Raw genomic sequence first — 26,744 nt, 5'->3', positions numbered from 1 at the left:
CGATAAAAGATAAACGGTTGTTTTATCATGATATATAGCTTTAAAAGCGTTTATAGTTGTTGAGCAAAATAATATTTATTTATAAAATCATCTTGTTTATAAAACATAAGGTTTATAAGACGTTACTGACTTTTTTTTATGAATTTAGCACTCTATAATTAACTGTACTATATTTATGTATAAATAAACGTAAGTATTTTTATTTAAACTAGCTTTAAGAAGGAAGACCATGAATCAAATTAATAAGGTTTTTTCAAGCGTTCTCATACTGCTTTTTGTGGAGTCCGTAGTATTAGCATTTGTCTATAGCACCTTTATAGAGGCTTTTGTTATCGGATTACCGGCTATGCTAGTGCCATTATGGATGATGAAAACTACACCAGATTCAGGGATAACTAGGCATGCTTGTGCAGCAGCAGCAATGATTTTTGCTGGTTTGCATATTCATCAAATGAACGGGTTAATTGAAGTGCATTTTGAGATATTTATTCTCATGGCCATTTTGATTATATTTAGTGACTGGAGAGTATTTATTACAGCTGTCGCCGTCATTGCTGTTCATCACCTTTCATTCTACTTTATGCAATCAAGTGGTATGGGTGTTTATGTATTTGACATCGATAGGCTGTTTTTTTCAACCGTACTTATTCACGCCGTTTATGCCATTGTTGAGGCTTCTATTGCTGGTTATATTGCTAAAGTACTTTATGATGATAGCCAGGTTGGTAAAGAATTAGCTAAAGTGACTCACGAGCTTACCGCTGATGAAAATTCTTTAGATCTAAAAATTAGAACAGACGCCAATGGCAACTCAGTATTAGATGGTTTTAATCAACTCTTGTCTGTACTTGATAATGTTGTTTTAGGTGTGAAGAACCAAACTAATGACTTTATTGAAAATTCTAATAATCTAATGTCCGCAAAAGTAGAGCTTGAGGCTTCGGCTGCTGGAAGGCAGCAAGAAACTGAAATGATTGCTTCTGCGATTGAGGAAATGTCAGTGACGGTATCATCTATTGCGCAAGATACCACTCAATTAAATGATCAGATGCAAGATGCTAGTGCATCAACTCAGACAACGAATACTTATATTGAAGAAATCAATGTTAAAAATAATGAGTTAACCACCGCCTTGAATAATACGAGTGCTGAAATTGCAGCATTGGCTAGTTCTAGTGATGTTATCACTAATGTTTTATCTGAGATTACCAGTATTGCGGATCAAACCAATTTACTCGCGCTTAATGCTGCTATTGAAGCTGCACGAGCAGGGGAGCAAGGGCGTGGTTTTGCTGTTGTTGCTGATGAAGTAAGGGCGTTGGCGAATAGAACTAAGGAAAGTACAGATAAGATAGGTGACACACTCACTAAACTTGTTAGTTACTCAAAATCGTCAACTCAGTCTATGGAAAACTGCATAAAAGCGGTTGATACTGTGATCTCTGTTGCTGAAAAAGCCAATGAAGAAGTTTCAAATGCTGCTAAATTGGTTGCACTTTCAAGTGATATTGCCAACTCTGTTGCGGCAGCAGTGGAAGAGCAATCGGTAACAACGAACGGTATCGCACAAAGTACAGAGAAAATGAGTGTTTTAAGTAAAGATGATGCGGTTAAAGTTGAAATGCTTGCTCATGAAGCTAATCAAATCTCTGAAGCTGTTGTCTCTCTGGAGGAAAGCATTGCCCGCTTCAGATGACAATAAAACACGATATCAATATATCGTGTTTTTTATCTGGATTTGCTCAACATTTGTTGCTGCAGGCTATTTTATATCAAGCCGGTTAACTTTATTTGATCCTGAAATGAAGTTAACAGGCAAAGATAGCCAGTTTGTTGTTGAGCAATTAAGGCAACTATCTGACTTACAAAATATCAATTTGAGTAATAGTATCATTCACTTCACCAGTGATGGTTGTTCATGCACTAAATTCAGTGAAGAGCATAAAGCAATAATTAACGAAAATGCTGCAAAGGATAATTTTGATGTGATCAATGTTAATTTGCCAGCTGAGTTGATGACAATTATCCCTTCTACACCATCGATTTTAATTGTTAATCATCAAGAAGATTTATTATATTTTGGTCCGTATTCGGCAGGGCTAGCTTGTTCTGAATCTAATGGCTATGTTGAAATGGTATTGCAAAATTATGCTCAAGGATTTAATTCAGACTTAATCATTAATGATGTGAAGGGCTGCTATTGTAATGTCTAGTTAGCTTGTCTGTTCGTTTTTCAATTATCATAACTGCCACATAATTAAATACCTCTCACTATATAATTTATTAGTAAATAATTTTATTTTTTGCTGTAACATATTGCTTCACATTTTATCGTTATTGTAAGTGAACTCGCCCTTATGGGCTTGGCAGGAAAATGATAACTGCGTTAATTTCATTGGTGGATAACGATTATAACGGTATCAATTTAAATTTTTTAACTTCCCTGATCTGCACTGAATTGGCCAACTACTTTTTCATTTGGTATTATGTATACCGAATGGTAAAATAAAAAATATTTAACAGTAGCGGTGATGTAAATTGACTAGTGGGCGTAAAAGAGAGTTTGATTTTGATGAAGCTTTAGAGGCGGCAATGCTTACCTTTTGGCAAAAAGGGTATATTGGCACATCCATGAGTGACTTAATTGAAAACATGGGGATCAATAAACCCAGTATGTACCGTGCTTTTGGCAATAAAGAATCATTATTTGTGAAGGCAACTCAGCGCTATTTAGATACAAAAATGACACCTCACTTAGCAATATTGAATGAAAAAGATTTGAGCCTGAAAAAACGCTTGAAAGAGCATATGATGTCTATTGTGGCTATGCAGTGTGATGGTGAATATGCTTTAGGTTGTTATTTAGTGTTATGCCAATCAGAACTTGTTAGTGGTCAAATACCGAAAGAGGCGGAAAAAATTCTTGCTGAGGCTGAGCTATTACCAAAGCAGCTTTATACTGAATTGTTTAATGTCGATGAAGAATCAATTTCTCTAGGCTTAAATGAAAATGCTCAAGCTAATGCGTTAAGTTTATATACTTTGTTGAAAGGCTCTGCTTCAATGGCTAGGGCTGGCACACCAAAAGCAGAGCTTGAATATTCTATAGATAGCTTACTGACAGGTATTGGCTTACATTAAAGTATGCTCAAGCTCATTGAGGCTACTTACTATAATATTTGGTTCGACCTCCCAAGGATCATAAACAGTTTGGCTGCTTCTTTTCACCCAAGCAGCATTAAGTTTCTGTGCTTTTGCGCCAATAACATCAAATGGGTTGCTAGATATAAGCCAAGTATTTTCCGGTGTTGATTTTGCTCTAGTTAATAAATGTTGATAAATCAATGGGCTAGGCTTGAAAGTTTTTACTTCATCAGCGGTAACAACCTCATGAAAATACTCAAGTATACCAGCACTTTTTAGCAAGCTAACCACGGATTCTTTTTCTCCATTAGAAAAAGCAACAAGTTGGTAATTATCTTTTAAAGAGGCTAGTGTCGGTGTCACATCAGTAAAAGCAGGTAACGTTAAGTAGCTCGACATTAACGCTACTTTTTGTTGCGATGTTAACGGGGCATTTAAACTATCACAGGTATAATCAAGGGCTTGTTTTGTACATACTGAAAAGTGCTGATAACTTTCCATCAACCCCCTTCTAAATGAGTATTCTAATTGTTTTGCTCGCCACGTATTTGAAAATAACAGTGCGTTATTTCCGACAACTTCCTTTAGCTGAGATAACACCCCTTGAGTGTCGATTAATGTTCCGTAAACATCAAATGCTAATACTTTGTTCATCATAACCCCTGAAAAATTATTCATTAATAAATACCAAACGTGCAGACACTATTGACTTTACTGTACCGAACGGTACAATGCAAATCTAGAATCTATACTGATCGGTATAAAATTTAAGGGAAATATGCAAATAGTCTCTATGCTTGATGATGTATTTTGCCATAAATTATAGCGTTTATTATAGACAACAGTTTTATAAAATGATTAAGAGGAAATAAAGATGACATCATTAACGGTACATACAATTGAATCTGCTCCAGAAGAAAGTAAGCCATTATTAGAAGGCTCATTAAAAGCTTTTGGTATGGTGCCTAATTTACATGGTATTTTAGCGAGTTCTCCAAAAACCCTGGAAGCCTATCAAATACTTCATGGTCTGTTTTCTCAGTCATCTTTTAATGCTGAAGAGCTAACAGTTGTTTGGCAAGCTATCAATGTAGAACACGAATGTCATTATTGTGTACCCGCTCACTCTGCCATAGCTCATTCTATGGAAGTAGATCCTAGTTTGACAGAAGCACTTCGTAATGAGGAAGCTATGCCAAATGCCAAGTTACAAGCGTTATACGACACAACGCTTATCATTGTTCGTAATCGTGGCAATGTGACTCAAGCAGAGTTGGATCGTTTTTATCAAGCAGGTTACAGCGAGCAGCAAGTTTTAGAAATTATTTTAGGTTTAGCTCAGAAAGTAATTAGCAATTATACAAACCATATTGGTAATACACCGGTAGACCAGCCGTTTGAAAGCTTTGCTTGGAGTAAGGCAGCTAAGTAAATCTTGTATACAGATGAATATATAAAGTATAACCATACTGTTATGGTTATACTTTACGGTACTTGCCTTTTATAAACTTTCTTTTCCAGTTTTATGCACGTTTTCTCTTTCTAAACCAATAAAAGTAAAAACCTGTCAGTGCCAACCACAGTGGCGTTAAACCTAAAACACACCATATAACTTTACTAGGTAAGCCTGCAAAATAGCCAAAATGTAGCTTTCTAAAAGTATCGACAATCACATTAATGCTTGACGCTTCACGAATATCATACGCTGACATTAGCTCACCGTTATTTCTATCATAAGTTACAGTGTTTGCATATTCGCTTGTTAAGGGGTTACCAGATGGCACTTCACCATAAAATGTAATATGTAATTCAGGCTCAAACGGGAAAGTTAAATAGGTGGCGGTAAAGTCAACTATATCCTTATCAGATTTATCCAATAAATATTGAAAATCAATATTCTTATTATATAAAGGCTTAGTTAATAACGGGTGAGGCTCTATATGCTCACTGACTTCATGGACAACAGCAGCAATATTATAATAACCTCCAGTGACAGCTAAAATAATAAGAATTGGGGACGAGATAATGCCAAAGAGTTTATGCACATCACTGTAGAAAACTCTTCTTGCCGCGCGAAGCCTGAGGGTAAAAAGTTTTTTCCAAAATTGTCGATGTAAAATTATGCCACTAATGCCAAGAAACAATAATATGATAGCAAATACTGAGCCTAAAACAGTGCCCGTAAAGTCAAGTAAAAAGGTGTAGTGTAATGATAATAACCAATCCGTAATGTCGTGTTCTACGGTCACAGGTTGAGAAAGCAGTTCACCTGAATATTGATCTAAATATAACTTGTACCAATAGCCTGTTGTTTTTTCGATAATATATGCAGTATCAGCACGTTGTTTATCATCAAAAAGCTCCCAGCTTCCCAGTAAGAAGTTTGGATGCGCTTCTTCTACTTTACTAATTAAGGTATTTAAATTTAGCCTATCTTGTGCTGATTTTGGCGTTACAACCATATGCTCTGGCATTAACCAAGTATCAATTTCTACTTTAAAAACTAAAATACTTCCTGTAATAGCTATCAGCATAAGAGGTATTAACGCAATTAATGCAGTAATTGAATGCCATTTGAACAGTTTTTTTCTCATCATTAGATCTCAAAAAAACAAAACACCGCCAAGGCAATGTTTTGTTTTTATCATTTTTCTGAAAATACTTTATACGTTATAGTGACCAGCTAAGCGTTGCAGAATAACTTGCCGGAGCTGCATAGTATCCCTGAGCCCAATATAAGCTAGTTAAGTACTTTTCATCTGTAACATTATAGGCATTCACGGTAAGTGATAAATTTTTGGTGAATTCATATCTAGCCATTAAACCTAGCACTGCATAAGCATCTTGTTTGGTAATAATTTCTTCACCAACATTAGGGAAACCTTCACCGACAACACCTTGTAAACGAGAAACATCATCTTGCCAGCGCAAGTTCATACCAATAGTTAATTCCTCTATTTGTGGAATATTATATGTGGCAGCAAGTTTAAATAACATTTCAGGTGTATAATCGGCAACATTGGCATCTATTTCATCTTCCACATCAATATCAAAACTAGTAAAACCAATACTAGTTTGTAAGCCTGGAAGTAATTCACCAGCTAAATCAAACTCAAAACCTGAGCTTTCAACGCCGTCAGTACCAATATGACGAGGTTCTTGCGGTGTTGAGCGTTCGTCGTATCTAGCGACATTTACTTGTTGTGTTTCGAAGTAAGTCACTGTTGCTAAGAACTTGTCGTCAAACAAGCTACTTTTAATCCCTATTTCCTGGCTTTTACCGGTAATTGGATCTAAAACATTATCATTAATATCTAACTCTGTTTGGGATACAAACGTTTCTGTATAACTGGCATAAGCAACAGTGTTTTCTGCTATTTGGTATACACCACCAATATAGGGAATAAATTGTGTGTCACTAGCGTCTTGAGCTACGCCGTATGAATCACCTTTTATTTGCCAATCGTTATAACGGCCACCAGCTGTTAAATGAAATTCATCAGTTATACTAAAGCGTGCAGTAAAATAAGCTGCTTTTTGTTTACGTGTAACATCCGATCCTATTTCACCATCAGCAAAAGTTGGTTTAGGAGTATCACCATCCCATTCAGTTAGAGGAGGCATTACAGGGAAACCATTACCCGTTGAGTAGTCATATAATGAAACTTCTTCACCTTCCATTGAAGAATGGTTCGCACCAACAACAAATTCATGTTCACGACCAAATAATTCAAAGTCACCCGTTAGATATAAATCTACTAAATCATGACTGTCGTCATTGTCATACTCACTTGCCCAACCATATAGCCCAAGTTCAGTTGTTTTATCAGGCGTGCCGTAAACATAAAGTAATTCGGTATCTTCATCGGTACTTTTATGAGAATAGGTTCCACGAACTTGCCAACCATTACCAAAAATATGACTTAATTCTAAAACTGTATTTTGCTTGGTAATGTCCCAATTAGACCAGTTAGCTGAAGTATTTGTTGATACGTCATAATCTGTTGCTGAGCCATCGGTATAAAATAATGGGTTTGCTCCCCAGTTATTACCAGTCGCTTTACTGTCATTGATAGTATGACTTAATGAAAGTTCTGTATTTTCAGAAAACTTATGCTTTAAAAATACGTAATAAATATTCTTTTCTGTTTGATAACGATCTAAATACGAATCAGCATCTTGTGCAACAACAACACCACGTACTGCAGTGTTCTCTGTAAAATTGTAAGTACCATCAAGCTCTAATCGCTTATGGCTCCAGCTACCTAAAGTGCCATTAATGGTGAGTCCATTTTCACTATCAGGGCGCTTTCGGATAAAGTTAATGGTTGCAGAAGGGTTACCAACTCCCGTCATTAAACCGTTTGCGCCACGGATAACTTCAATACGATCATAAATTGCAGTATCTTCATCTGCATGATTGTTGCCTGAGCTTAACGGTAAACCAACACCGTCTACTTGAAAGTTGGTAATATCAAAACCACGGGCAGTGTAATAAGTACGATCTGTTTCAATTCGTTCAACATTAACACCTGTTGCGGTATCTAAAACAGCATCAATATCATTTAATTGATAATCTTTCATTTGGCTATCAGTAATAACTGAAACTGATTGAGGGATATCAATTATATCTAGCTCTAGTCGAGAAGCTCCACTAGCACTATGGGCGTTATATCCTTTCAAATAACTGCCTTTAACTTCAATTACTTCAATGTCTTCTTCATTCTTCTCATTATTAGCACTTACATTCGTTGCAAGCATAAGTGCGATAGCAAGTGTTGATAATTTTAGTTCTTTCACGTTGTGTTCCTATTTTTATTTGAAAAGCTCATTACAGCTATTTATTAAATTTTTATGTGCAAATGATAACTATTATCTTTTACGTTGTAAATACAATTGATAATGGTTATTATTTGTTTTTGTGTTGAGGTTGTGTGTTGGACAAGGAATATTGATGGTTACAAATCAAGAGAAGACAAGAAAAACTGTTTTTACCGCTTTGGCGAGCAGGAACGCAGCGGGTATTGTCATGGCGTTTATTACTTCAGTGGTAATGATTCCCGGTATGACTAGCTATTTACCTTTTAGCCAAATAGATCAAATTGCAATGTCTATTCTCTTATTCCCATTTATCTGGTTAGGTTTATGTTTATATGCCTACCTATCAGAAAAAGTCTTGCATGCATGGATTGTTATGTCTTTGCTTGCAGCATCTCATATTGCATTTTCTGCCTTAGCTTTATTAGGGAAATAAAATGAGAAGTAAAACGATTAAAAAGCTTTATACCTTACATAGCTGGGTTGGTGTTATAACAGGCGTTTTGCTTTTTGTTATTGCTTTTACAGGAGCAATATCGGTTTTTGGCCGCCCAGAAATTAAGTTATGGGCTAACCCAGAAATTCGAGCACTAGCTCCCGTCGATACTGTAAAAATTGAAAAGCTTATAGAAGAGTATTCTTATAAGGTTCCAGAACACTATAAAGAAGAAATTATGGTGTTTTTACCAGCAATAAGATCATCAACCAAGTTATTTATCATGTTTGAATCTCACCATGGTGAACCGATAGAAGAAAACCAATTATCGACAGTGGGAACAGCCAAACAAAACAAGCCAAGTCATAGTCCACCAGTGGCTGCTATCTATGAGTTTGATCCTGTAACCTACGAATTAATAGGTGAAGAACGTGGCCTCGTCAAAGAATTATTTGCTGCAAGCAAATATGATATGTCAGAGTTTATTGTAGGTTTTCATGCAGATTTACATATGGGTCGTCCTATTGGCTTGTTAACCACTGGCTTGTTAGGCTTAACAATGATGTTGTCAATTGTGACAGGCATTTTTATCCACCGTAAAATTATTAGCCAATTATTTACTTTTAGACCCCGAAAAAGTTATAGCTTAATGTTAAATGATGGTCATAAAGCCATTGGCGTTTGGGGGTTGCTATTTAATTCGGCTATCGCTTTTACTGGTGCTTTTTTAGGCTTAGCTATTGTTGTACTTGTTCCAGCTGCAGCATTCGTTAGCTTTGGTGGCGATCAAGAAAAGCTTATAGAAACCTTTACAGCGGTTCCTGATCCAATCATACAAAATATTGCCAAACCTACATCAGTAGCTTCTGCCTTTGGCTCGGTTTTTAATTTAGAAGAAGGGTTAGCGGTCAATACATTAACCATAAAGGGCTACGGAGACGAAAGTGCAATGATGTATTTTGGCGTGTCTGGTGGCGATAAAATGGGATTTCAAACAGCAAGCTATAATGCAGGCGGAAGGTTTATTGAGCGTTTTGCAACCTATGAAAGGTTTGAGGGATACACGGGGCCTGTTCTTGATGTTATGTTTCCACTGCATTTTGGAAACTTCGGTGGTATTTTCGTTAAATGCATTTGGGCTATTTTAGGTCTTGGCACAGCATTGCTTCCGCTGACTGGCTTGATGTTATGGATGGAGCGAGGCGTCAATTCGCCAAACCCTAAATATAGTAGAAAGACTTATCAACGCTTTAATCGCTTTATTGTTGGAGGCTGTGGCGGAATTGTTGTAGCCACTTTTTTATTATTTCCTTCGCAAATGTTTTTTAAATATATTTATCAGGTAGACAATATTGGCCAAGCACTTTGGTGGCCTTTTTTTGGTAGTTGGCTTTTAGTACTCATATGGGCTTCTATTGCTCCCTGTGAAAAAACTGTCGCTAAACAATCAGCATATTTAACCGCATTTTTATTAATGATTATTTTTCCGATTGATATTGCTGTATCGGGCAGTGCTTTATTCACAGAATGGACACATGGATATTTAGTCAGTTTAGGTATTGATATTATCTGTTTTTCATTAGGTATTTACTTACTTAAAGTCATCAAAAAGTTTGAAATTATTCAATCAAAAAAAGCAGATGAACAATTACCTATCAGTGGTATAAAGGAGAGCATTTAAGTGACTTTTATAGCGATTGTTTTGGCGTTTTGCTCTGTTTGTTTGCTACAGGAGAAAGGGAGTATTTCTCAAAGCCTATATAGAAGAGTGATAAGTATAGCTGTACTTATCATGAGTGTGATTTTATGCAGTATCGATTATGGTATCTTACGTAGCGTGTTTATTGTCATTGGTATTATTAGCTTGATAGGAACCGCGTTTACGTTACTCATTTATAAATTAGATAAATAGTAAAATTATCAATGAGCTATAATTTTTGTTTTTATTAATTATAGCTTTTATTATTTTTTGGCTGCGAGGCCATTTCTATAAACAACTAATCACATCTATTCCTTTAACACTTACTTATCGCGATAGGTATTTCTATTTTTATTTGTGTGTTTTCTGATGATATAATCTGTACTCATTTTCTCGCTTTTTGCTCTAAATAATTATTTCCTTGAAAAGAGCAAATAATAGAGAAAGTGAGGTTTGATTAAATAAAATCACCTAGGTAAAGCTTGTAGATGATTTTACAGTTAATTTTATCAAAGGGTTATACCGAATTTTATGTCATCTTCAACTTCTCACCGCCTTAGCGTTGCACCCATGCTCGATTGGACCGATAGGCACTGTCGTTATTTTTATCGGTTAATGTCTTCACACACTGTGCTTTATACAGAAATGGTGACGACAGGCGCAATATTGTATGGGAAAGGGGATTACTTATCTTATAACGATGCGGAACACCCTGTTGTATTACAGCTTGGTGGTAGCGATGTTAAAGATATGGCGGAATGCGCTAAAATTGCAGAGCAATATGGCTATGACGAAATTAATATAAATGTTGGTTGCCCTTCTGATCGTGTACAAAACGGTCGCTTTGGCGCTTGTTTAATGGCTGAACCTCAATTAGTTGCGGATTGTGTTAGTGAAATGCAAGCTGTGACTAAGATACCTGTTACGGTTAAGTCACGCATTGGTATTGATGATTTAGACTCCTATGAATTTTTGCATACTTTCATTGAGCAAGTGGCTCAAGCTGGCTGCCAGCACTTTATTATTCATGCTCGTAAAGCTTGGCTTAGCGGGTTAAGCCCAAAACAAAATCGTGAAATTCCACCACTTGACTACTCGCGAGTTTACCAGATCAAGCAAGACTTCTTACCATTAACTATTTCCATTAATGGCGGTATTAGAACCTTTGCTGAGGCTCAAGAACATTTAACCCATATTGATGGTGTGATGATCGGCCGAGAAATTTATAATAACCCATATATGCTAGCAAGTGCTGATCAGGATATTTACGGTATAGAAAAGGCTAAGATATCACGCCAAGCTGTGGTTAATTTAATGGCTGAATATATTGATGACTATGTGAAAGAAACTCCAAAGCACGGTAACAACAGGGCTTGGCATGTACTACGTCATATGTTGGGACTATGTAATGGTTTGGCTGGAGCTAGACAGTTTCGTCGATATTTGAGTGAATGTGCAGGGCAGGCTGGCGCTAATGGTGAAACCTTAAAAGAGGCTTTTACTATGGTGAAAGGCGGTTAAGTTAAGGTATTCACATACTAGCTTAAAGCTTTCTAATTGCAAAATTTACTAAAATTTAGTTTTTTAAACCAAACTTTTAGCTTTGGCTTTAGTCTTATTGTAACTTTTTATATATTGAATAATATTTAATTCTTTTTAAATCAATTGATTAGTGTTTTTATTTAACACTGGCACAACCTTTGTAACATTTATTGCGACTTAACTTATATGACCATGTTTATTGATAGCGATTTACGCTAGCAATAAAAATATAAAAGGAACAATTATGTTAACTTCTACATTTTTATTTGCTCTGATGATAGTGCCAGCCATTGCAATGCTTGCTTTATCATTATTGGTAGGAATATTCGAGCAAAAATCTTTATAACGAAATCTCATGATTTACGACTGTCATGAGATTTTGCGTTATAAAGCAGAACTTCAAACACTTCTTTACTAACTTTAGACAGATTAAAGAAACCTTTTAAGCGCCATATAAATCCTTCTTACTTTTAAGCCAAGTACTTCCTCTAGTTCAATTTTTCTTATAGCTCAGCAAACTTCATTTATTTTCAGCAATTTTAGGTGGTTTTCTTTATTCATCTCTAAAAACCAGCGCTTTTTACTCCTCCGAATGTTTGTACTTGAACTTTAAATTTCATCATGTTTTTAGTGTGGTTAATTTAACCATTTTGTAGGTCTATTTGACTAACTTTTCGTGCGACATATTATGTCCTAAGGTAAGATGTTAAAGCTGGATGTTTATTTATTTGTTTAAAATCATGTGCTTATTAATTTTTTCGTGTTTGGCACGCCACTTGTAATAGTAAGTCTACAAATGTTAACAACTGATATGTTGTTAGTTATTTAAACAATTTTTATTTTAAACAAGTAGTAAATATACAAAGAAGGAATTTCAAAATGAACACATTAAACCGTAAGAATATCAGTGCTGCTTTACTAATTACTTTAGGCGCTATTTTTAGTGTTAATGCACAAGCAGAGTCAACCAATAATATTGAAAATGCATTAACAGAAATGGTTATTGCACAAAGTCAGCAACTAATGAACGACGTATCAGTACAGGTGCAAAAATCAATTGATGAAGAGCTGAGTAGTTTTAGCATCAACTTTTCATTTGATGAGTCATTGAATGAATCAATTGCATGGTTAACCAATGAAAAAGAAGCACCTGTAATTGTAGAAGTAAAGCAAAACAAATAATTAAGAATAAGTAATAAATTAACTAGTCAAATTTTAAATTAATAGGAGAAAGTTATGGGATTGTTTACACGTTTTACCGATATTGTGAATGCAAATATTAACAGCATGTTAGATAAGGCCGAGCAACCAGAGAAAATGATTCGTTTGATCATTCAAGAAATGGAAGAAACATTGGTCGATGTGAGAGCAACTGCGGCGAAAAATATTGCCGAACAAAAAACACACGCAAGGCGAGTGAAAGCCGCACAATCGAGTATCGACCATTGGCACGGTAAAGCAGAATTAGCGTTAGCAAAGCACCGTGAAGACTTAGCGAAGTCGGCGTTAACGCAAAAGCATAAATATCAACATGATTTAAGTGTACTTGAAGAAGAAGCTGGTCAAATTGAAGAATTTTTACAGAAGGTTCAAGAAGATGCTTCAAAACTTCAAGAAAAATTATCTGAAGCAAAGCGTCGTCAAGAGGCATTAACTCTACGTCAGGAATCGGCACACGTTCGCTTAAAAGTAAGAGAAAAAGCCATTACCTATAACATTGAAGAAGCGATGAGTAAATTTGAACGCTATCAGCAAAAAATCGACAATGTAGAAGCGCAAGTTGAAGCTTATGACCTTACTCAAGGCAATGGTAATGCTCAGAGCTTACAAGCTCAATTCGCAGAGTTAGAGCAAAACGAGACTATTGAGCAAGAGCTTGAAACAATGAAAAAACAAGTAGCTAGTGCTTAATTGCACTAGCGCTTATAGCAAAAAGGAACAGCAAGATGAGATATGAAAAAGAGTATTCAATTAGCCGTAAACTGGCCAAAGACAGTGTCAATAAAAAATTAACCGGAGTTTGTGCTGGTATTGCTAAGTATTATCAGCTTCCACGTTTGGCAGTACGCATAGCGGCCATTGCAGCATTAATTATGGTGCCGGTAGCAACAGGGGTTGCGTATGTGGTGGCTACCTTATTATTACCCGAAAATAGCTATCGTTAATGTTTTGGGAGCATGTATAGCGAGGAGTTGAACATGAGTTTTTTTAAATCTTTATTATTAGCAATTATTGCAACGCTATTTTTAACCTATGTTTTAGGTGCGAGTTTTTTAGCGTTACTGGATATTAATGTATATATGGATGGTGAATTAATTGAACCATTAAAAGCAATAGGAGTGTCTGCTGTGGCAACAGTTATTTTAGTGTTAATTGCGTTAGCTATTGTATTAAGCGTATTTGGCTCATTAATTTTTATGGGATTATTAATTGTAGGCGCATTAGCTATGGTTGCTATTGGAGTTTTCTGGCCAGTATTTTTAATTGCTGGTGTTATATGGTTAATGACAAGAAACAGAAATCATTCACCACAATACAGCTAATCAATAGGATATTTAGTCTTTAAAGTTATCAGGGGTAGAGGCAAGAATGTTAAGGTGGATTTTGATGGATTAACCTAAAACATCTTGATTTTTTAGTAATAATTTTGTCTGTCATTTTTTTATTTGTAATTGAATGGTATGGTTATAGCTTCTAATTTACTCGACAAGGACTCTGTACCAGATGAAAAATTTCGCATTATTATTACTCATATTATTTTGCAGCCAAGTAAGCTTTGCTCAGCAAACACAAACTGATATCACTGTTGAGAAAGGCTATGTTCGCGCAAGTATCCCTGGTAGCGAAATTTCATCGGGCTATATGAAAATTATTAATAATAGTGAAAAAACAGTGACATTACTCGGCGCTAGCAGTAATATCTCCCCACGCGTTGAGATTCATAACCATACTATGGTGGAAGGAATGATGCGCATGCGCAAAGTTGATCAGATTATTATTAACGCGCATGAAGAAATTGTATTACAACCATCAGGTTTACATTTAATGTTATTTGATGTTAAAAAGCCCCTACAACCAAAGCAAAATGTTGAACTAACGTTGAGCTTTTCTAATAAAAAGTCTATATCGATACAGGTGCCTGTATATAGTCCAATGCAGGAAAAATCAGCACGGGAAGCTGATGAGAAGTTGATAAATAAACATCATCATCACCATTAAACGTATTTTAGGAGAACGCGATGAAAATTAATTTTTCTGCAAAAACCGTGAGCTACACAGTCATCGGTATATTTTTGTTTTTTTATCTTGTTGGTGTTTACTGGAGTTTTATTCCTGATGACATTGATATTCAAAAAGAAGTGACAGAAGCGGCAACTGCTGAAAACGTAGCACCTGTGGTGGGATATACTACGACTACCACCTTAATTAAGGTGGCTGAAACGCTTTTAGATAAGCCAGGTGGCTATTTATCTAATGACGCACTTCCTCCAGGAGTATTTTTAGATAACATGCCAGCATGGGAGTTTGGTGTGCTTGAAATGGTGCGTGATATGGCGCTAATAATGCGTAAAGATTTAAGCCGTTCACAATCACAGTCTTTAGCCAATAAACACATTAAAATTGCCCAACCTAAGTTTAATATTGATAACAAAAGCTGGGCCATGCCTAGTGCAGAGTCTGAATATAGAAAAGCTATAGAAAGCCTTTATAACTATAGAAATGCCTTAGTTGGTATTAGTAAAGATAAAAATGATCAAGCACAGTTTTATGCCCGAGCTGATAATTTAGCCTCGTACTTTGAAGAAGTACAAAAGCGACTTGGTGGTTACTCTCAACGTTTAAGTGCCAGTGTTGGCCGTGTCCAAGTTAATACCGATCTAGCGGGTGATAATGTTGCTCAGCAATCGAGCTTTGAAGCTTCTAATATGCAAGTAAAAACCAGTTGGTGGCAACTTGACGATATTTTTTATGAATCTCGTGGAGCGGCATGGGCTTTATTACACTTCTTAAAAGCCATTGAAATTGATTTTGACAGTGTATTAGAAAATAAAAATGCTAAAATTAGTTTGCAACAAATAATAAGAGAGCTTGAAGCAAGCCAACAAACGCTATGGAGCCCTATGGTGCTTAATGGCGATGGCTTTGGTGTGTTGGCTAATCATTCTTTAGTGATGGCTAATTATATTTCACGTGCCAATGCCGCTTTAATTGATTTAACTGAACTACTAAGAAAAGGGTAACAATATGAAAAAAGCAATATTAGCAGTAAGCTTATCAACATTACTTTGTACTAGCGCTCAAGCAGATACTCTTTTGGGGTTGTACATTGGTGGCCAAATTTGGGCAAATGATGCTAGTGGTACGTTTGGTGAAGGAGAAACTGATCAAGCGGTGTTTGACTTTAATGATGAAAAACAAGGCAGTTATTTTGTAGCACTTGAGCATCCAATTCCATTAATTCCTAATGTAAAAATAGCTTCAACCACGTTGGATACTGTTGGTGGCACTACGCTTTCAACGAGCTTTACTTTTGAAGGTGAAACTTATACTGCCAACTCAGATTTAGATACAACCTTTGATACAAGCTATATGGATTATACTTTTTATTATGAAGTGTTTGATAATGACTTGTTAACTTTCGATTTTGGTGTAACCGCACGTGATCTTGATGCCAAAATTAATGTGGTTGAAGAAGTAACCGCTCAAAGTAGTGATTTATCGGTATCGGGCATAGTGCCTCTATTATACCTTAATACTATTGTGGGTTTACCATTTACTGGTTTTAATGTTTTTGCCGAAGCAAACTTTTTATCTTATGACGATAATACTATTTATGATTATCAGGTTGGTGTGAGTTATGCCGTACTTGATAATTTAGCGGTTGATTTAGACATTACCGTTGGTTATCGTGGCGTGAAATTAGAGCTAAACGATATCGATGATTTATACAGTGATATGACATTTGACGGTGCATTTGCGGGTGTAGTGGTACACTTCTAAAACGCTTATTCGTTAAGTTTAATACGCTAGTTTTATATTACAATTTAAGAGACTTAATAATGATTAAGTCTCTTTTTTATGCGCGCTTTACAATCTAATCGCTCTTTCATAACGCCTATGAAGTATCGCTACACGCTCAACATACACTTGTGTTTCAGCAAAGGGTGGCACGCCTGAGTACTTTTTCACTGCTCCTTCGCCGGCGTTATAGGCAGCAGCAGCTAAACGCGTATTACCATTGTATTTTCTAAGTAAAGTTGATAAATGCTTAACACCGCCATTTATGTTTTGTTGAGCAATAAAAGCATTGTTAACACCTAACGCTTTAGCTGTCTTGGGCATCAGTTGCATCAAACCTTGAGCGCCTTTTTTTGATAAGGCATTAACTTTAAAATGAGATTCAGCATGAATAATGGCGCGAATAAACGCCATTTCAACATTATGACGTTGGGCAGCTGTTTCGATAGCATGTTGATACTGGTTTAAATATAGCTTGGCATTATGCCAATCGACATGAGAATTTAAGTCACATGCAAAGCAACCTATTCGTATTTCTTCATAATCAATATCTATAGGCTCAATATCTGAAAAAGAAGTAACGCCTTTGTCCGACTTATATTTATAAATTCGTGCCTCTTGAACATAAGCACTAAAATGAGTGAGCACCAAAAAGCACATTAAGAGTAGTAGTATTTTAGGTAAATATTTAGCCATGTATTGAGCGAGTACCTTAAATTAAAGTCGTAACCGAATAACAATATAGCGTTTGTAAGTTGTTAAACCTAATCAATATTACCTAATGATTATAGTGTTATTCGTTTTTGGAATAAAAAATCGTCATCTATTCTTTTTGGTTTTTATTATATTTGTCTATCATAGCAGTATAGATTGTTATAGGTGAATATTCTCATGACGAAAGAGCTGCTATCTTTACAGCAAAATTCAAATACATTATCAAGCTCGCTTGATGCTAATCAGTTATCTTTACTTCAGCAAGCAACGTCTGGTTATTCATCGTTGCAACTGGCTTGGGCAAGTGGCTATTTAGCTGCTAAAAGTGAACAAGGTCAAGCACCACAAGTTAATACAGCCAGTGCTGCAGCACCCGCTAAAACCTTGACTATTTTGTACGCTTCTCAAACAGGTAATGCTAAAGGTGTAGCTACGCAATTAGAGAAAAGCGCGAGCGCTGCAGGTATTACGACTAAATTGATAAATACCAGCGACTATAAAGCGAAAGGGTTAAAGAACGAAAGCCATGTGCTTATTGTTGCCAGTACTAATGGTGAGGGCGAGCCGCCAGATGATGCTATCGAATTTCATGAGTTCTTATTAGGTAAAAAAGCTCCTAAATTACCAAACCTTAGTTATAGCGTGTTAGCACTAGGTGATAGTAGTTATGAGTTCTTCTGTCAAACAGGTAAAGACTTTGATGAGCGCTTAAAAGAATTAGGTGCTAAGCAAGTAGCGCCAAGAGTTGATTGTGATGTAGATTACGACAGTGACAGTGAAAGCTGGATTTTATCAATCGTTGATACTTTAAAAGATGAATTAACGCAATCAGAAGCTGCGTTAGCACCTGTTATTGACCTACCAGTTGCAGCTGAAAGCCAGTACAGCAAGCAAAATCCACTCAGTGCTGAGTTTCTATTGAGCCAAAAAATTACTGGCCGTGACTCTGCCAAAGATGTTCGTCATATCGAGATTGATTTAGGCGAATCAGGGTTAACTTACCAAGTGGGTGATGCTTTAGGGGTGTACTTTGAAAATAATAGCGCCCTTGTTACTGAGTTACTAAAAGCATTGAACTTTACTGGTGAAGAAGAGGTAAGTTTAAAAGTGGCTGGTGAACAGCAAAACTTCTCCCTTAAAGCAGCCTTAACAAGTCAATTAGAAATTACCCAAACTGCTCCGGCATTTGTTGAATTTTGGGCAAAACAAAGCGCTGATGACAAGTTGTTAGCCATTGCAGAAGATAAAAATGCTGCAAGAGAATTTGCAGGCAATCATCAAATTATTGATGTAGTGAACCTAGCAAGCGCTGAAGTTGATGCACAAACCTTTGTTGATGCCTTACGTAAAATTACTCCAAGATTATATTCAATTGCATCTGCGCAAGCTGAAGTGGAAGAAGAAGTACACTTAACGGTTGGTGTAGTGAGCTTTGAAAATAATGGTCAGCAACGTTTTGGTGGCGCTTCACACTTTTTAGCTGAAGGTATTGAAGAAGGTCAAACTGTACGTGTCTTTGTTGAGCATAACGATAACTTCCGTTTACCTGCAGATAATGACACACCAGTTATTATGATAGGCCCAGGTACTGGTGTTGCACCATTTAGAGCCTTTATGCAGCAACGCGATGCTGATGATGCTAGTGGTGATAACTGGATGTTCTTTGGTGACCAAACCTTCACTCAAGATTTTTTATATCAAGTTGAGTGGCAAAATTATTTGAAATCAGGCTTGTTAACACGCATGGATGTGGCTTTTTCTCGCGATCAAGCAGAAAAAGTTTATGTGCAAGACAGATTAAAAGAACAAGCCAGTGAAGTGTTCGCATGGCTTGAGCGTGGCGCACATGTATATATTTGTGGTGATGCAAATCGTATGGCGAAAGATGTTCATCAAGCGTTGATTGAAATCATCAGTGAGCAAGGCCAATTAAGTACAGAACAAGCAGAAGATTATTTAAAATCCCTTAGATCTAATAAGCGTTACCAGAAGGATGTTTACTAATGAGCAACGATTTAACGAAAGTAGAAAACCCTGTATTAATTGTTGAAGGTAAACAGGCTGATAACGAGCGTTTAAAAGCGGAAAGTGATTTTTTACGCGGTACGATTGTAGAAGATTTACAAGATCGCATCACAGGTGGTTTTACCGCAGATAACTTCCAATTGATTCGTACTCACGGTATGTATCAACAAGATGACCGTGATATTAGAGCTGAACGTCAAAAACAAAAGCTTGAGCCATTACATAACGTAATGCTTAGAGCGCGTTTACCGGGCGGTATTATCAGTACTGATCAGTGGATTGCTATAGATAAATTCGCTGATGAACACACATCTTACGGCAGTATTCGTTTAACGACTCGTCAAACTTTTCAGTTTCATGGGGTGTTAAAACCAAATATTAAATTGATGCACCAAACACTGAACAGTGTTGGTCTAGATTCAATTGCGACAGCAGGTGACGTTAACCGAAATGTGTTATGTACCTCTAACCCAGTTGAGTCTACATTACATCAAGAAGCTTACGAATGGGCGACTAAGATAAGTGAACACTTACTTCCTAAAACTCGTGCTTATGCTGAGATATGGTTAGATGAAGAGCGTGTAGAAACCACTGAAGGTGAAGAAGTTGAACCAATTTTAGGCAGCAACTACTTACCACGTAAATTTAAAACGACAGTAGTAATCCCACCAAATAACGACATTGATGTACACGCAAATGACTTAAACTTTGTTGCTATTGAAGAAAACGGCAAATTAGTTGGTTTTAACGTTTTAGTGGGTGGTGGTTTAGCCATGACTCATGGTGACTTATCAACATACCCGCGTTGTGCTGATGACTTTGGTTTTATTCCAAAAGAAAAAGCATTAGACGTTGCAGCTGCTGTGGTAACAACACAGCGTGACTGGGGTAACCGTGTTAACCGTAAAAATGCTAAAACTAAATATACCTTAGATCGTGTTGGCGCTCATGCATTTAGAGCTGAAGTTGAAGAACGTGCTGGTGTGACGTTTGAAGACTCTCGCCCTTACGAATTTACTCACCGTGGTGATAGCTTTGGCTGGGTTAAAGGGGTTGACGGTAAAGAGCACTTAACGCTATTTATTGAAAATGGCCGTATTCTTGACTTCCCTGAAGATCAATTTGAAGGTAAGCAACTTAAAACAGGTATGCTTGAGATTGCAAAAATACACAAAGGCGATTTCCGTTTAACAGCTAACCAAAACTTAATTGTTGCTGGTGTAGCACCAAAGAGCAAAGCTAAGATTGAAAAAATTGCTCGTGAACACGGTTTAATCAGCGATAAAGTGTCTAACCAACGTATGAGCTCAATGGCTTGTGTTGCTTTCCCAACCTGTCCATTAGCGATGGCTGAAGCAGAACGTTACTTACCAACGTTAGTTAATAACGTTGAAGATATTTTGGCTAAGAATGGCTTAACCGACGAAAGCATTATCTTACGCGTTACCGGTTGTCCAAACGGTTGTGGTCGTGCGATGTTGGCTGAAATAGGTTTAGTAGGTAAAGGACCTGGTAAATACAATATGTACTTAGGCAGTGACCTTGCCGGTTCGCGTGTGCCAAAACTTTATCAAGAAAATGTGAATGAAAGCGATATCCTAGAACACATTGATTTATTGTCTGCACGTTGGGCAAAAGAGCGTAATGAAAACGAAGCCTTTGGTGACTTTGTTATCCGCGCTGGCATCGTAGATGAAGTCAAAGTTAGCATGAGAGATTTTCATGATGACTAACTTACCGATTGCAACTAAGCCTGATGTGGTGACACAGCTTTCAACTAGTACTGATTTAAGTGAAAGCCCTGTGAATAATCGTTTTCCTGCCTCGTTACCAAAATCTTGGTTAGACGAGTGGAATGAAGATTTAGAGCAGAAATCACCACTTGAGAGAATCAAATGGACAATGGAAAATTTGCCTAGTCAGTTTGTTTTGTCATCAAGCTTTGGTATCCAATCTGCGGTTATGTTGCATATGATGACCCAAGTAGACCCCAATATTCCGGTATTGTTAACGGATACAGGGCACTTGTTTCCAGAAACTTATCGCTTTATTGAGCAAATGACTAAGCGTTTAAAGTTGAATCTACATGTCTATAGTGCAGTGGAAAGTGCTGCATGGCAGCTTGCTAAATACGGTGAGCAATGGGCTCAAGATGAAGAAGCATTAAAGCAGTACAATCGTAAAAACAAGGTTGAGCCCTTAGAGCGTGGATTGTCTGAATTAAATTGTGGTGCTTGGTTTTCTGGAGTTCGCAGACAACAATCTGATCACAGACAAGGTTTACCTGTTGTTAGTATTTTACGCGGACGTTTTAAGGTACACCCTATTATTGATTGGAGTAATAAGGATGTGCACCAATACCTAACTAAGCATGATCTACCTTATCACCCATTATGGGAGCAAGGATATGTGTCTGTGGGCGATGTGCACAGTACTCGACCACTTACTTTAGGTATGGATGAGAGTGAAACACGTTTTGGTCCAGGTCAAAGAGAATGTGGTTTACATACTGATGGTGACGGCATATAGACGTCAATAGTAAGCCAGCAGGTTTATGCTTTGCTGGCTATGTCAAAATGATGTGAGAGCTGTTGTTTTAAATGACTAAAAAAATCATCATTAACTTTATCTGCAATAAGAGACGCTAACTCCGCACCAATCGGCGTAAATTTATAAAACTGTAAACTAACATTCGCTTGTTTACTGGTTAATTTTAATGGCAATCCATTGTAATAAAAGTTAAGTGACTCCCCACGTTCCATAACACTTGATTCGCTTTCTTGAATAAATAGCAAGTGGTTATCAGCTAGCGATAATATATCAGCGTAATTTAATCCAAAACCATTCAATTTAGTGTACTGTTGACGCGTTTTGCTAAAAAAGTTGAGTAAACCGGGTTGTTGGTAGCTACCAGTAATGAGCCTAATATTTTTTCTACTTTGATCTTTTACCGCTAAAGAACACGCCTTGGCGAGTAGTTTTGCATCAACAATACTCATGTCACGAAATACTTTCAGTGCTTTTAGTGAATAAGAGCCCGGACGAGCTAATTCACCGGCTAATATTTTAGCCCATAGGTCTTGCATCGTTTTATTGCTAACATCTTCAGCTAGCATGATAAAACGGTTAAACCAATCGAGATCAGTACGCTTATCAATGGTTTTACTGGCACAAAAACCATAGGTTTTTGCCATAATCGCTTCAATGTTTTCTTGCTTACGTAAACTTGATAAACGAGCGCGTTTATTACTGCGATCTTCCACAGGCATTTGTTGTTCAACGGGAAGCAGAGAGGCTTCTAGACCAAACTGTTGACTGATATTGAAAAACTGTTTGTGGGCTTGTGATTCAGAATTTTTGTCGACTTCTTCTGACGTTAAGTTACTAGGCTCTGCTGAAATAACTGTCTCATCTACTACGACTATAGGAGACTTATCATTTTTACTCATAACATCCTCAAAATAGTGTTAGGTTTCATGGTTATTTCCGCAATAAATAAAATTTATTGTATTGAATTATTGAATATTGTCAAAGTGGCTTTTATTATGTAGAAGAATAAGATAAAAAAGTAGCTTTAGCGGATAGTTACGTTATAGTTATAGTAATTAATATCACAATCAAAATTAATTAATCGAAATTTGCGCTAAGCAAGTGCAATTTGAAAAAGATTAATTACTTGAGGGCAGTATGCAAGCATCAGAAAACTCTAATGATGACTTCCTATTTATCGATGATAGCGATGAAGATGAAATTTTAGACGGCGACGGCAAAGAGACATGGCAAGTGCTCATTGTCGACGATGATCCTGAAATTCATTCTGTCACTCAGTTAGCCTTGTCTGACTTAGTTGTTTTAGGTCGTCGCCTAGAGTATTTACACGCATACTCTGGCCAAGATGCTTGTTCTTTGATCGAGAACAATGGTTCTATAGTATTAGTTTTGCTAGATGTTGTGATGGAAACTGATGATGCGGGACTTAATGTTGTAAAGCATATCCGTGAAAATATTAAACGCCAAGATATTCGTATTGTGTTACGTACCGGTCAACCGGGCTACGCGCCAGAAGAGAGCGTGATCAAAGAATACGATATTAATGATTATAAAACGAAAACTGAATTAACACGTCGTAAGCTTGTGACGACTGTTTATGCCGCTATTCGTTCTTACCAACAAATTTCCACGGTTACTGAAAACCGAAAAGGTTTAGAGAAAATCGTTTCAGGCTCAGCTGATTTATTAGAATTACACTCAATGACAGAGTATTGTCAGGGGGTGTTAGAACAGTTGACTACGCTTATTGATCAAGATGTAGAGTGTTTATTTTGTGCCCGAGGACAAGGCATAATAGATAATGCTGATGACTTAAGTTTTTATATTATAGCTCAGCAAGGCTTTTCTAATGATCTGACAAAGCAAAAATTAGAAGCTTTTAAAAGCGAAACAGTCAGTCAGCAGGTTAAGTATTGTTTTACTCAAAAAGCACACCAAGATCAGGGCTTAACACAATATTACTATATCGCTAGAGGCGGTTATCGCGCTGTAATTTATCTTTCGTTAAAAGAACCTCTAACGGAAACTCAACAGCAGTTATTAGAAGTGTTTTTAACTAATGCTGCTGTTGGTTATGAAAATGTTCACTTGTTTCAAAAGCTAAGTAATGCTGCTTATAAAGATTGGTTAACTAACCTACCTAACCGTCTTGAATTTGTACGCCTGCTTGACTCTTTTGCCAAAAGCGATTCTGAAAATGAAGTGGCGGCACTGATTGATTTGAATCATTTTAGTGATGTTAATGATGGTTTAGGCCAAGATGTAGGGAATATGTTGTTGGCCGCTGTTGCCCAACGACTACAAAGTTTAAATACTGGTTGTAAAGTGTCTCGTGTTGGCGCCGATGTATTTGGTGTTATTGGTATAACAGACTGTGTAACTCCTGATGTATTGATGCGCATATTTGAACAACCATTTGTTGCCGGAGAGCAAAACCTACCGATTAATGCTTGTTTTGGCTTTTGTACTAAAGAGCATGCGAGTGGCAGTGGTGTTCAGGTATTGAATCAAATAAATATCGCACTCAATCTTGCTAAAAAGCAACGTATGGAGCACTACGCTTACTATAACCCTGAAATGGAAGATGCAACGTTATGGCGTTTGAATATGATCAGGGAGTTGCGCACAGATTTTGCTAATAATAGATTAGAGCTATGGTATCAACCACAGTTGTCATTAGAAACAGGTAAAGTGATTGGCGCTGAAGCACTATTACGCTGGCGGACTGCTGATGGTAAATTTATTTCTCCCGCAGTATTTATTCCTTTAGCTGAATACTCTGGGTTGATTGTTGATATTGGTGATTGGGTCGTTAATCAAGCTTGCCAACAAATTAATGACTTAAACCAACAAAATTTTGCTGATATTACTATATCTGTAAATGTTTCTATTCCTCAATTTAGACGAGGAAACTTTGTTAATACCGTATTGAATGCTATTCAAAATCATCAAATTAAGCCGAGTAATTTGGAATTAGAAATTACTGAAAATATTTTAATGGATGATCCACAGATGGTTATCGATGCGCTTGTAACGTTAAAATCGCACGGTATTAATGTTGCGCTAGATGATTTTGGTACAGGTTTCTCTTCTCTTAGCTATTTGAAAAAATTACCTCTTGATCGCTTAAAAGTCGATCGTGCATTTATCACAGATATTGCTAAAGAAGGTGAATCGGTTATTGCTGAAACTATTATCGAATTAGGTAAGAAAATGAACCTGAAAGTGATTGCTGAAGGCATTGAAGAGCTTGAACAACAAGAGCGCTTAATTGAGTTAGGTTGTGACGAAGTACAAGGTTTTTATTACGCCAAACCTATGCCTCAAGATGAATTTTTAACATTCCTTAAAAGCAATAATTAATTTTATTTCAATCTCCTCTCCTAACCTCCTAAATTAAACAATTCCTTGAACTTATTGAATATAAATGTGCTGTACGCTCAAGGAGTTGAATTCTATCTAAATGCTGCAGACATTCTCGTTTCCATCCCTTGCTTTGGTTCGTTAGGGATCAGCGTGGCTAAGCACAACGAGCATAAGGCAAATCCAGCGCCAATATAAAATACCCAAGCTGGCTGAATAATCCATAACATGCCTAATAGCGCAGGAATAACAACGGCGGCTATATGGTTAATTGAAAAACTAACGCCGGCACTTGCTGCAATATCTTCAGGTTTGGCAATTTTTTGAAAGTAAGTTTTAATGGCAATAGAGAGTGCGAAGAAAAGGTGATCTATGACATACAGTGCCGCAGCAATATTGGCACTTTCAACTAAGCCGTAACTTATAAAAATTACAGTTAAACCAATGTATTCAAAGCCTAATGTCGCACGTTCACCAATTCTCCCTATTAACTTGCCAATTTTAGCGGCAAATAACCAATTAAATATGTAATTTATCAGAAATAGAGCGCTCACATCCGCGACACTATAGTGAAATTTTTCCACCATTAAAAAGCCAGCAAAAACCACAAATATTTGTCTGCGAGCACCACTAAAAAAGGTGAGAGCATAAAACAGCCAATAGTTTTTCCTTAGAATGAGCTTTTTAGTTTGCGGTGTTTTCTCTTTAAAATGCTTAAAAGATACTGTTAAAAGTAAAGTAAGTATTAACCCTAAACCACCGAAAAGGGCATAAGTGCTTTGATACCCCCATGAGAATTGCTCCATCAATAGCCAAACACTTGAAAAAGCAATTAAAGAGGCAATAGCTTTGACCGATAACATTCTTCCCATAAAGTGTGGCGCTTTGTCTTTATCTATCCATTGCAATGTTAATGACTGGCTCAGTGTTTCGTAATAGTGAAAACCAATCGACATTAATATAGTTGTTAAGTACAAACCCAGCACATTTGGAAAGTAACCAGTTAGGAACACCCCTAAGCTGGTAACAGCTAAAGAAAGTAAAGCTAGCCGCTGCTCTTTGATAAAAATTAATGCGTAAATAACGGTGAATGCCAAAAATCCGGGAACTTCTCGTAGGCTTTGCAATATGCCTATTTCTACCCCAGTAAAATTTGCCTTCTCAATAACAAAGTTATTAAGTAATACCATCCAAACTGAAAAGACCAATGGCATGGTAAAGGCCATAGCAAGCAAAAGATGCTCAGGCTGGTTGAAACGGCTTATCATTTTTCTCATTGCTTAGTGATGCTTAGATAATTTTTAAACGAATAGTCTACGCTTTTTTCTCTTTTTTATATACTGATAACGAGGTATTGAAACATACGATTAAAACAGTTGTTTAAAAATATTGCATTTAACTTCCTTTCAAGGCACACTCAGTCGTCTATTATTA

General features: G+C 36.7%; 24 protein-coding genes. 18 read left to right on the top strand and 6 right to left on the bottom strand.

Annotation, left to right across the window (positions count from 1 at the left end; all coding sequences use genetic code 11):
* The first annotated feature begins 229 nt into the window (after nucleotides 1-229).
* From AC27GZ_RS02530 to AC27GZ_RS02520, 3 genes are all read left to right on the top strand, one after another.
* Nucleotides 230-1,696 (top strand): methyl-accepting chemotaxis protein, encoded by a 1,467-nt coding sequence (locus AC27GZ_RS02530; RefSeq protein ID WP_487093305.1) that lies wholly within the window; start codon nucleotides 230-232, stop codon nucleotides 1,694-1,696.
* Nucleotides 1,680-2,213 carry a DUF6436 domain-containing protein gene (locus AC27GZ_RS02525; RefSeq protein ID WP_487093304.1) on the top strand — a complete coding sequence of 178 codons (534 nt, stop codon included), beginning with the start codon at nucleotides 1,680-1,682 and terminating at the stop codon, nucleotides 2,211-2,213. The genes AC27GZ_RS02530 and AC27GZ_RS02525 overlap by 17 nt, the downstream gene beginning before the upstream one ends.
* 325 nt (nucleotides 2,214-2,538) lie before the next feature.
* Nucleotides 2,539-3,141, top strand: a complete 603-nt coding sequence (locus tag AC27GZ_RS02520) for a TetR/AcrR family transcriptional regulator (RefSeq protein WP_487093303.1) — start codon at nucleotides 2,539-2,541, stop codon at nucleotides 3,139-3,141.
* On the opposite strand, the gene AC27GZ_RS02515 is transcribed toward AC27GZ_RS02520, so the two are convergent.
* A complete protein-coding gene (locus tag AC27GZ_RS02515) occupies nucleotides 3,133-3,798 on the bottom strand; it encodes a haloacid dehalogenase type II (protein ID WP_487093823.1) in 666 nt (221 codons plus the stop codon). The two genes, AC27GZ_RS02520 and AC27GZ_RS02515, sit on opposite strands and share 9 nt — an antisense overlap.
* Before the next feature lie 220 nt (nucleotides 3,799-4,018).
* On the opposite strand from AC27GZ_RS02515, the gene AC27GZ_RS02510 reads away from it, so the two are divergent.
* On the top strand, nucleotides 4,019-4,576 hold the full coding sequence (locus AC27GZ_RS02510; protein ID WP_487093302.1) for a carboxymuconolactone decarboxylase family protein: 558 nt from the start codon (nucleotides 4,019-4,021) through the stop codon (nucleotides 4,574-4,576).
* Nucleotides 4,577-4,667: 91 nt separating this feature from the next.
* On the opposite strand, the gene AC27GZ_RS02505 is transcribed toward AC27GZ_RS02510, so the two are convergent.
* Nucleotides 4,668-5,741: a PepSY-associated TM helix domain-containing protein gene (locus AC27GZ_RS02505; RefSeq protein WP_487093301.1), complete on the bottom strand. Its 1,074-nt coding sequence runs from the start codon at nucleotides 5,739-5,741 to the stop codon at nucleotides 4,668-4,670.
* 73 nt (nucleotides 5,742-5,814) lie between these two features.
* Nucleotides 5,815-7,944 carry a TonB-dependent siderophore receptor gene (locus AC27GZ_RS02500; RefSeq protein WP_487093300.1) on the bottom strand — a complete coding sequence of 710 codons (2,130 nt, stop codon included), beginning with the start codon at nucleotides 7,942-7,944 and terminating at the stop codon, nucleotides 5,815-5,817.
* A gap of 154 nt (nucleotides 7,945-8,098) precedes the next feature.
* Between AC27GZ_RS02500 and AC27GZ_RS02495 the strand changes: the two genes are divergently transcribed.
* The 10 genes from AC27GZ_RS02495 (at nucleotide 8,099) to AC27GZ_RS02450 (ending at nucleotide 16,640) form a co-directional block, all read left to right on the top strand.
* Nucleotides 8,099-8,398: a hypothetical protein gene (locus tag AC27GZ_RS02495; protein WP_487093299.1), complete on the top strand. Its 300-nt coding sequence runs from the start codon at nucleotides 8,099-8,101 to the stop codon at nucleotides 8,396-8,398.
* Nucleotide 8,399: 1 nt separating this feature from the next.
* Nucleotides 8,400-10,079: a PepSY-associated TM helix domain-containing protein gene (locus AC27GZ_RS02490; RefSeq protein WP_487093298.1), complete on the top strand. Its 1,680-nt coding sequence runs from the start codon at nucleotides 8,400-8,402 to the stop codon at nucleotides 10,077-10,079.
* Between the two features lie 549 nt (nucleotides 10,080-10,628).
* A complete protein-coding gene (gene dusA, locus AC27GZ_RS02485; protein WP_487093297.1) occupies nucleotides 10,629-11,618 on the top strand; it encodes a tRNA dihydrouridine(20/20a) synthase DusA in 990 nt (329 codons plus the stop codon).
* Between the two features lie 900 nt (nucleotides 11,619-12,518).
* Entirely contained in the window at nucleotides 12,519-12,821 is a 303-nt protein-coding gene (locus tag AC27GZ_RS02480) for a hypothetical protein (RefSeq protein WP_487093296.1), read from the top strand.
* A 54-nt stretch (nucleotides 12,822-12,875) separates the two neighbouring features.
* Nucleotides 12,876-13,550, top strand: a complete 675-nt coding sequence (gene pspA / locus AC27GZ_RS02475; protein WP_487093295.1) for a phage shock protein PspA — start codon at nucleotides 12,876-12,878, stop codon at nucleotides 13,548-13,550.
* Nucleotides 13,551-13,585: 35 nt separating this feature from the next.
* Nucleotides 13,586-13,804, top strand: a complete 219-nt coding sequence (locus tag AC27GZ_RS02470; RefSeq protein WP_487093294.1) for a PspC domain-containing protein — start codon at nucleotides 13,586-13,588, stop codon at nucleotides 13,802-13,804.
* 33 nt (nucleotides 13,805-13,837) lie between these two features.
* Complete coding sequence (locus AC27GZ_RS02465) at nucleotides 13,838-14,182, top strand: hypothetical protein (protein ID WP_487093293.1); 345 nt, start codon at nucleotides 13,838-13,840, stop codon at nucleotides 14,180-14,182.
* A 181-nt stretch (nucleotides 14,183-14,363) separates the two neighbouring features.
* Complete coding sequence (locus AC27GZ_RS02460) at nucleotides 14,364-14,858, top strand: copper chaperone PCu(A)C (RefSeq protein WP_487093292.1); 495 nt, start codon at nucleotides 14,364-14,366, stop codon at nucleotides 14,856-14,858.
* A gap of 20 nt (nucleotides 14,859-14,878) precedes the next feature.
* Nucleotides 14,879-15,880: a DUF2333 family protein gene (locus AC27GZ_RS02455; RefSeq protein WP_487093291.1), complete on the top strand. Its 1,002-nt coding sequence runs from the start codon at nucleotides 14,879-14,881 to the stop codon at nucleotides 15,878-15,880.
* A gap of 4 nt (nucleotides 15,881-15,884) precedes the next feature.
* Nucleotides 15,885-16,640, top strand: a complete 756-nt coding sequence (locus tag AC27GZ_RS02450) for a TIGR04219 family outer membrane beta-barrel protein (protein ID WP_487093290.1) — start codon at nucleotides 15,885-15,887, stop codon at nucleotides 16,638-16,640.
* Nucleotides 16,641-16,727: 87 nt separating this feature from the next.
* Here the strand turns inward: AC27GZ_RS02450 and AC27GZ_RS02445 are convergent, their stop codons facing one another.
* Complete coding sequence (locus AC27GZ_RS02445) at nucleotides 16,728-17,354, bottom strand: lytic transglycosylase domain-containing protein (RefSeq protein ID WP_487093289.1); 627 nt, start codon at nucleotides 17,352-17,354, stop codon at nucleotides 16,728-16,730.
* Nucleotides 17,355-17,549: 195 nt separating this feature from the next.
* Between AC27GZ_RS02445 and AC27GZ_RS02440 the strand changes: the two genes are divergently transcribed.
* Genes AC27GZ_RS02440 through AC27GZ_RS02430 form a run of 3 tightly spaced genes read left to right on the top strand, consistent with a single transcriptional unit; the run spans nucleotide 17,550 to nucleotide 21,926 of the window.
* Nucleotides 17,550-19,376, top strand: coding sequence for an assimilatory sulfite reductase (NADPH) flavoprotein subunit (locus AC27GZ_RS02440; RefSeq protein WP_487093288.1), 1,827 nt, complete (start codon nucleotides 17,550-17,552; stop codon nucleotides 19,374-19,376).
* On the top strand, nucleotides 19,376-21,130 hold the full coding sequence (cysI, locus tag AC27GZ_RS02435) for an assimilatory sulfite reductase (NADPH) hemoprotein subunit (RefSeq protein ID WP_487093287.1): 1,755 nt from the start codon (nucleotides 19,376-19,378) through the stop codon (nucleotides 21,128-21,130). Before AC27GZ_RS02440 ends, cysI begins: the two co-directional genes overlap by 1 nt.
* Complete coding sequence (locus tag AC27GZ_RS02430) at nucleotides 21,120-21,926, top strand: phosphoadenylyl-sulfate reductase (RefSeq protein ID WP_487093286.1); 807 nt, start codon at nucleotides 21,120-21,122, stop codon at nucleotides 21,924-21,926. Before cysI ends, AC27GZ_RS02430 begins: the two co-directional genes overlap by 11 nt.
* Nucleotides 21,927-21,949: 23 nt before the next feature.
* Here AC27GZ_RS02430 and AC27GZ_RS02425 read toward each other — a convergent pair whose 3' ends face one another.
* Nucleotides 21,950-22,846, bottom strand: coding sequence for a TIGR03899 family protein (locus tag AC27GZ_RS02425; protein WP_487093285.1), 897 nt, complete (start codon nucleotides 22,844-22,846; stop codon nucleotides 21,950-21,952).
* Nucleotides 22,847-23,084: 238 nt separating this feature from the next.
* Between AC27GZ_RS02425 and AC27GZ_RS02420 the strand changes: the two genes are divergently transcribed.
* Nucleotides 23,085-25,310 carry a bifunctional diguanylate cyclase/phosphodiesterase gene (locus tag AC27GZ_RS02420; protein ID WP_487093284.1) on the top strand — a complete coding sequence of 742 codons (2,226 nt, stop codon included), beginning with the start codon at nucleotides 23,085-23,087 and terminating at the stop codon, nucleotides 25,308-25,310.
* A gap of 92 nt (nucleotides 25,311-25,402) precedes the next feature.
* On the opposite strand, the gene AC27GZ_RS02415 is transcribed toward AC27GZ_RS02420, so the two are convergent.
* The gene (locus AC27GZ_RS02415) at nucleotides 25,403-26,578 is read right to left on the bottom strand and encodes an MFS transporter (RefSeq protein ID WP_487093283.1); all 1,176 of its coding nucleotides are present in this window, start codon (nucleotides 26,576-26,578) and stop codon (nucleotides 25,403-25,405) included.
* Nucleotides 26,579-26,744 lie beyond the last annotated feature (166 nt).

The organism is Colwellia sp. SU-HH00943 (genome assembly GCF_057546125.1).
Note: the sequence above shows the minus strand (reverse complement) of the source record. Positions and strands in the feature narration are given on the sequence as shown.

Bases quoted from the DNA above. Each gene is read 5' to 3' on its own strand.
- AC27GZ_RS02530 (WP_487093305.1), top strand. From the start codon at position 230: ATGAATCAAATTAATAAGGTTTTTTCAAGCGTTCTCATACTGCTTTTT.
- AC27GZ_RS02515 (WP_487093823.1), bottom strand. From the start codon at position 3,798: ATGAACAAAGTATTAGCATTTGATGTTTACGGAACATTAATCGACACT.
- AC27GZ_RS02510 (WP_487093302.1), top strand. From the start codon at position 4,019: ATGACATCATTAACGGTACATACAATTGAATCTGCTCCAGAAGAAAGT.
- AC27GZ_RS02505 (WP_487093301.1), bottom strand. From the start codon at position 5,741: ATGATGAGAAAAAAACTGTTCAAATGGCATTCAATTACTGCATTAATT.
- AC27GZ_RS02495 (WP_487093299.1), top strand. From the start codon at position 8,099: ATGGTTACAAATCAAGAGAAGACAAGAAAAACTGTTTTTACCGCTTTG.
- AC27GZ_RS02490 (WP_487093298.1), top strand. From the start codon at position 8,400: ATGAGAAGTAAAACGATTAAAAAGCTTTATACCTTACATAGCTGGGTT.
- dusA (WP_487093297.1), top strand. From the start codon at position 10,629: ATGTCATCTTCAACTTCTCACCGCCTTAGCGTTGCACCCATGCTCGAT.
- AC27GZ_RS02480 (WP_487093296.1), top strand. From the start codon at position 12,519: ATGAACACATTAAACCGTAAGAATATCAGTGCTGCTTTACTAATTACT.
- pspA (WP_487093295.1), top strand. From the start codon at position 12,876: ATGGGATTGTTTACACGTTTTACCGATATTGTGAATGCAAATATTAAC.
- AC27GZ_RS02470 (WP_487093294.1), top strand. From the start codon at position 13,586: ATGAGATATGAAAAAGAGTATTCAATTAGCCGTAAACTGGCCAAAGAC.
- AC27GZ_RS02465 (WP_487093293.1), top strand. From the start codon at position 13,838: ATGAGTTTTTTTAAATCTTTATTATTAGCAATTATTGCAACGCTATTT.
- AC27GZ_RS02460 (WP_487093292.1), top strand. From the start codon at position 14,364: ATGAAAAATTTCGCATTATTATTACTCATATTATTTTGCAGCCAAGTA.
- AC27GZ_RS02455 (WP_487093291.1), top strand. From the start codon at position 14,879: ATGAAAATTAATTTTTCTGCAAAAACCGTGAGCTACACAGTCATCGGT.
- AC27GZ_RS02450 (WP_487093290.1), top strand. From the start codon at position 15,885: ATGAAAAAAGCAATATTAGCAGTAAGCTTATCAACATTACTTTGTACT.
- AC27GZ_RS02445 (WP_487093289.1), bottom strand. From the start codon at position 17,354: ATGGCTAAATATTTACCTAAAATACTACTACTCTTAATGTGCTTTTTG.
- AC27GZ_RS02440 (WP_487093288.1), top strand. From the start codon at position 17,550: ATGACGAAAGAGCTGCTATCTTTACAGCAAAATTCAAATACATTATCA.
- cysI (WP_487093287.1), top strand. From the start codon at position 19,376: ATGAGCAACGATTTAACGAAAGTAGAAAACCCTGTATTAATTGTTGAA.
- AC27GZ_RS02430 (WP_487093286.1), top strand. From the start codon at position 21,120: ATGATGACTAACTTACCGATTGCAACTAAGCCTGATGTGGTGACACAG.
- AC27GZ_RS02425 (WP_487093285.1), bottom strand. From the start codon at position 22,846: ATGAGTAAAAATGATAAGTCTCCTATAGTCGTAGTAGATGAGACAGTT.
- AC27GZ_RS02420 (WP_487093284.1), top strand. From the start codon at position 23,085: ATGCAAGCATCAGAAAACTCTAATGATGACTTCCTATTTATCGATGAT.
- AC27GZ_RS02415 (WP_487093283.1), bottom strand. From the start codon at position 26,578: ATGATAAGCCGTTTCAACCAGCCTGAGCATCTTTTGCTTGCTATGGCC.